The sequence below is a fragment of the Luedemannella flava genome (genome assembly GCF_039528515.1).
In the GTDB taxonomy this organism is placed as follows: Bacteria; Actinomycetota; Actinomycetes; order Mycobacteriales; family Micromonosporaceae; genus Luedemannella; species Luedemannella flava.
This window is the reverse complement of the sequence record NZ_BAAALT010000178.1, coordinates 1-5,125: the sequence shown is the minus strand read 5'-3', so window position 1 is coordinate 5,125 and position 5,125 is coordinate 1. Positions and strand designations below refer to the sequence as shown.

General features: G+C 73.6%; 8 protein-coding genes and 1 riboswitch. Of the genes, 5 read left to right on the top strand and 3 right to left on the bottom strand.

All coding sequences use genetic code 11. The features are described 5' to 3' along the window. A partial coding sequence (locus tag ABD211_RS24035; protein ID WP_344136201.1) for a DAK2 domain-containing protein occupies nt 1-272 on the bottom strand: 272 nt, incomplete at its 3' end. Nucleotides 273-463: 191 nt separating this feature from the next. On the opposite strand from ABD211_RS24035, the gene rpmB reads away from it, so the two are divergent. Beyond that, nucleotides 464-655 (top strand): 50S ribosomal protein L28, encoded by a 192-nt coding sequence (gene rpmB, locus ABD211_RS24030; RefSeq protein WP_344082195.1) that lies wholly within the window; start codon nt 464-466, stop codon nt 653-655. A 199-nt stretch (nt 656-854) separates the two neighbouring features. Here the strand turns inward: rpmB and ABD211_RS24025 are convergent, their stop codons facing one another. Together ABD211_RS24025 and ABD211_RS24020 are read right to left on the bottom strand one after the other, a co-directional pair. Beyond that, nucleotides 855-1,346, bottom strand: a complete 492-nt coding sequence (locus ABD211_RS24025) for a GNAT family N-acetyltransferase (RefSeq protein WP_344136199.1) — start codon at nt 1,344-1,346, stop codon at nt 855-857. A 98-nt stretch (nt 1,347-1,444) separates the two neighbouring features. Then, the gene (locus tag ABD211_RS24020; RefSeq protein WP_344136197.1) at nt 1,445-2,386 is read right to left on the bottom strand and encodes a thiamine-phosphate kinase; all 942 of its coding nucleotides are present in this window, start codon (nt 2,384-2,386) and stop codon (nt 1,445-1,447) included. A 114-nt stretch (nt 2,387-2,500) separates the two neighbouring features. Between ABD211_RS24020 and ABD211_RS24015 the strand changes: the two genes are divergently transcribed. From ABD211_RS24015 to ABD211_RS24000, 4 genes are all read left to right on the top strand, one after another. Continuing rightward, nucleotides 2,501-2,734, top strand: coding sequence for an Lrp/AsnC family transcriptional regulator (locus tag ABD211_RS24015; RefSeq protein WP_344082189.1), 234 nt, complete (start codon nt 2,501-2,503; stop codon nt 2,732-2,734). A 4-nt stretch (nt 2,735-2,738) separates the two neighbouring features. Then, nucleotides 2,739-3,338, top strand: coding sequence for a DUF3515 family protein (locus ABD211_RS24010; RefSeq protein ID WP_344136195.1), 600 nt, complete (start codon nt 2,739-2,741; stop codon nt 3,336-3,338). Nucleotides 3,339-3,373: 35 nt separating this feature from the next. After that, nucleotides 3,374-3,480: riboswitch (TPP riboswitch) on the top strand. Continuing rightward, entirely contained in the window at nt 3,479-4,066 is a 588-nt protein-coding gene (locus ABD211_RS24005; protein WP_344136193.1) for an ECF transporter S component, read from the top strand. It overlaps the preceding riboswitch by 2 nt. 118 nt (nt 4,067-4,184) lie before the next feature. Next, the coding region (locus ABD211_RS24000; protein ID WP_425560513.1) for an ATP-binding cassette domain-containing protein at nt 4,185-5,125 on the top strand (941 nt) is incomplete at its 3' end.

The window sequence follows — 5,125 nt, the reverse complement described above, 5'->3', positions numbered from 1 at the left end:
AGCTGGGCGATGATCGCGCCGGAGTTGCCCCGGGCGCCGAGCACGGCGCCCCGGGCGAGGCAGCGCAGCGCCGCGCCGAGGCCGTCGAGGGCCGGGTCGGCGGCGAGCGCGCCGTCGGCGGCCGTGACGGTGAGCACGAGGTTGGTCCCGGTGTCCGCGTCGGGCACCGGGAAGACGTTGAGCTCGTTGATCTCGCGCTGGTGATCGCGCAGCGCGGCGAGCCCGGCCGCGCTCCAGCGGCGGACGACGGCCGCGTCCAGACTCTCCAGCACGGGGCTGAGCGTAGTGCGAGGTGCCGACAATGTCCCCGAACGGGCCGGGTACGCTAAAGACGAGGTGGCACCGGGACCCGATTCGCGGGCCGGCCCCCGGATCGGCTAACCTAGCGAGGTTGCCTTTTTCCGGGCGGCCGCAGTGTGACCATCTGACGTGGTCCGATCATCAGAACCTCTTGGAGATACCCGTGGCTAGCGTGTGTGACGTTTGTGGCAAGGGGCCCGGCTTCGGCCACAACGTGTCCCACTCGCACCGGCGTACCAACCGCCGCTGGAACCCCAACATCCAGACCGTGCGCGTGCCCGCCGGTGGCGGCAACCGCAAGCGCCTGCAGGTCTGCACCTCGTGCATCAAGGCCGGCAAGGTCGTCCGCGGCTGATCTCGCCCTACGAGGCGACACAAACTGACGTACGAAACCGCCGGCGCCCCGAGGGCGCCGGCGGTTTCGTGCTGCCACCCCTCGGGCCTGCCACCCCTCGGGCCCGGTTTCGCCTTATGGCGCCATAGGCATGGAATCCCGCCCCGCATTCCAACGCTATGGCGCCATAAGCCGCTGCCGCGGCCCTCGGAGCACGCGCCTACAGGTCGCGGCCGTAGCAGACGCAGAGGGGGTCGGCGCGGTAGTAGCCGTAGTTGTCGATGCGGGTGTAGCCGGACTTTTCGTAGAGGGCGATGGCCTCGGGTTGTGGGAGTCCGGTCTCCAGGACGATGCGGTGCATGCCGGCCTCGCGGGCCGACTCCTCCAGGGCGGCGAGCACCTCGGCCGCCACGCCACCCTTGCGCGCGGCGGGCGTCGTGTACATCCGCTTGATCTCGGCCACGTCCTCCGGGATGCCCGGCGCGCTGAAGTGGGCCAGCGTCCGCCAACCGCCGCAGCCGACCGGCTCGCCGTCGCGCCACGCGACGAGGAAGAGCCCTTCCGGCGGGTCGAACTCGACGGCCTCCACGGGCGTCTGGTCGCCGTCGCCGTCGCCGCCGTACCGCTCGTTGAGGTCCGCCATCATGGCCGCGACGAGGGCGCGCGACACCGGCGCGCCGTACCTCGTTGGCTTGATCAAAATATCGCCCACGGCGCATACGCTACGTGTAATTCGCCTCCCTGCAAAAGGGAGTCGGTGTACGTACCCTGCGCAAATAAGCCGTCGCTGGACGTTACTAACAGTGATGACTAGCGGAAATGGTCCCAGCCGAGGGGTGCGTCGAGGAAGGCCCGGCCATTGACGGTGACCCCCTCTCCCTCCCGTACAGCGCCGATGACCAGCCAGTCCTCGTCCAACGGGGTGCCGGGCGGGAACGTCGCGACGAGAGGGTGATCATCGCCACCCGCGAGCACCCACGTGTACGGGTCGACACCGAGCGCGCTCGCCGCGTCACGCATGGCGGCCGGAACCTCGAACGCGTCGCGCTTCACGTCGATCGCGACCCCGCTCGCCCGGGACACGTGTCCCAGATCCTGGAGCAGGCCGTCCGAGACGTCGATCATCGACGTGGCGCCGAGCGCCGCGGCCGCCGGGCCCGCCCAGTAGGGCACCTGGGGCCGCCGGTACGCCTCGACGAGCGCCTTGGGCGAGCGGAACCCCCGCGACAGCACCGTGCAGCCGGCCGCGGCGTAGCCGATCCGGCCCGCCAGCGCCACCAGGTCGCCCGGGCACGCGCCGTCGCGCCGCACCGGCGGGCGCCCGCCCAGGTCGCCCAGCGCCGTCACGGCGATGGTGAGCACGGGGCTCGCGGAGATGTCGCCGCCGACCACGGCGGCGCCGACCAGCTCGCACTCGGCGGCCAGCCCGTCGGCCAGCTCCTCCGCCCAGCGCACGTCGAGGTCGGGCGGCGTGCACAGGCCCACCAGCAGCGCCGTCGCCACGCCGCCCATCGCGGCCACGTCGGCGAGGTTGGCGGCGGCGGCCCGGTGCCCGACCTCCACCGCGCTGGACCAGTCGCGCCGGAAGTGGCGCCCCTCGACGAGCACGTCAGTACAGGCCACGACCCGCCCGTCCGGGGCGGCGACCAGCGCGGCGTCGTCGCCGGGGCCGAGCAGGGTGGTGGGCGCGCCGGCCAACCGCGCGGTCACCCGCGCGATCAACCCGAACTCACCAGCACTAGCAACACTCATGGTTCATTCCTCACCGAAAATGGCCCATTCGCTGATCCTCCCCTCGGCATGGGACCTTATGGTTCGTTAGTCTCACAGCCGGCACGTGCGCGGCGAGGGAAGTGGAGACGTGTCGTGGTCCAGGCGTACATCCTCATCCAGACGGAGGTCGGCAGAGCGCGCGAGGTCGCCTCTGTCATCCGAGAGATGCCTGGGGTGCTGCGGGTGGACGCCGTCACGGGTCCCTACGACGTGATCGTGCTGTCCGAGGTGCACAGCGTCGACGAGCTCGACCAGCTCGTGCTCAGCAAGATGCACGTCATCGGGGGCATCCAGCGGACGCTGACCTGCTCCGTGGTTCACTTCTGAGGTCATGCCGAAAGATCCCGCCCGCGCCGCCGCAGCCCGGCTGGCCACCCTCGTCGCCGTGCCGGTCGCCCTGATCGTGGGCCTCGCCTCGTTCTGGTGGGCCGGCGGCCGCGACGCGGGCGGGCCCGCCGTCTCCCGGCCCCAGTCGTCCGCCCCGGTCGGGGTGCCGGCGACGCCGTTGACGGGGACGTCCGCGGCGGTCTGCCGGGCCCTGGTGGCGAAACTTCCCGCGGCGGTACGCTCCGCGGCACGCCGCCCCGTGACGGCGGAACCGGCCGCGGCCACCTCGGTCGTCGAGCAGGCCGCCGCCTACGGCGACCCGGCGATGGTGCTCACCTGCGCGGCCCCGGCGGCCGCCGCCGCCCCCGACGGGGTGTACTTCGGCCTGGACGGCGTCTGCTGGTACGCGGCCCAGGCGGCGGCGGACACGACGGTCTGGACGACGGTGGACCGCCAGGTCCCGGTGCGGGTGACGGTCCCGGGCGCCTACCCGCAGCCCGGCCAGTGGGTGATCAACTTTTCGGCGCCGATCGCGGCCGCCGACCCCCCGCTCGCCGACCCGCCGTCGGGTTGCGGGAACCCGCGTCCCACCGCCACGTCATAGTCGGACCGCCGGTGATAGCGTCGGCGTCCACAAGAAAGATCCGACAGGGGAGCGCGTAGGCGCTGAGAGTGCGGCAGCACCGCAGACCCTCACAGACCTGATCTGGGTAATGCCAGCGCAGGGAGTTCGGGAGGACACCCATGACCCAACCCACCCCCACCCGGTGGCGGACGCTCGACATCGTGGTCGCGTCCGTCATCGCCGTCGCGTTCGGCGTCGTCTTCTGGGGCTGGAACCAGCTCTGGACCGGCGTCGAGGGCGCGTTCAAGGCCTTCCCCCCGGCCAACGGCGCCATCGCCGGCGTCTGGTTCCTGCCGGCGGTCGTCGGCCCGCTCGTCATCCGCAAGCCGGGCGCCGGCCTGTTCACCGAGACCGTCGCCGCGATCATCTCCGCCCTGCTGGGCGCCCAGTGGGGCCTCACCACCGTGCTCTACGGGCTGCTGCAGGGCGCGGGCGGCGAGGCGGCCTTCGCCGCCACGGCGTACCGGTCGTTCCGCCTGCCGTCGGCTCTCGTGGGCGGCGCGCTGGCCGGCGCGGCCGGCGGTCTGCTCGACGTGGGGCTGTACTACGCGGACTGGTCGTCCGGGTGGCAGCTCGCGCACATCCTCATCACCGCGGCGTCGGGCCTGGTCATCGCCGGCCTCGGCGGCTGGGCGCTGACCCGGGCGCTGGCCCAGACCGGCGCCCTCGACCGCTTCCCCTCGGGCCGTGACCGGGCCCTCGTCTAGCTCAAATGGTCGCAGACCTTCCTCCGGAGAAGAGCGCTCCTCCGGAAGGCTTGCGACGGGAGGTCACGTCGAGCTGCGCGGCTTCGGCTGGCGGCACGCGGGGCGCCGCGCCTGGGCACTGCGGGGCGTGCATCTCCGCATCGAACGCGGCGAGCGGGTGCTCCTGCTCGGTCCTTCGGGGGCCGGCAAGAGCACCCTGCTCGCCGCGTTGGCGGGCCTGCTCGCCGCCGACTCCGGCGAGCAGGAGGGCACCCTCACGGTGGGCGGGGCCGACCCGCGCGAACGGCGCCGCGCGGCCGGCGCACGCCGCACGGGGGTGCTCTTCCAGGACCCGCAGACCCAGCTGGTGATGGCCCGCTGCGGCGACGACGTGGCCTTCGGTCTGGAGAATCTGGGCGTACGCCGCGACGCGATCTGGCCGCGGGTGGCCGAGGCCTGCGCGCTCGTCGGGTTCCCCTATGGACCGGACCGCGGCACCGACGCGCTGTCGGGCGGGGAGCAGCAGCGGCTGGCGCTCGCCGGCGTCCTCGCACCCGACCCCGACCTGCTGCTGCTCGACGAGCCGACGGCGAACCTCGACCCGGCCGGCGGGACGCTGATCCGGGCGGCCGTGCGGGCCGCGCTCGACGCGTCGGGCGCCACGCTGATCCTGGTGGAGCACCGGGTGACCGAGTCGCTGCCGTTGGTGGACCGGGTCGTGGTGCTCGAGCCGGGTGGCGGCGTGGCCGCCGACGGCCCGCCCGACGCGGTCTTCGCCGCCCACGGCCCGGCCCTGGCCGAGGCGGGCGTCTGGGTCCCCGGCATCCCCCTGCCCACCCGGCGCCCGGGCGCCCCGGCGGGCGAGGAACTGCTGGTCGCCGAGGCGGTCGGCTACCGGCATCCGGCCGCCGCGCTTCCCGCCCTCGCGGGGGTGGACGTCGCGGTGCGGGCCGGGCGGGCGTTGGCGGTCATCGGCCCCAACGGCGCCGGCAAGTCCACGCTCGCGCTGCTGCTGGGCGGCCTGCTGGCCCCGACGACCGGCGCGGTCCGTGCCACGCCCGCGCTCAGCGCGGTGCGGGC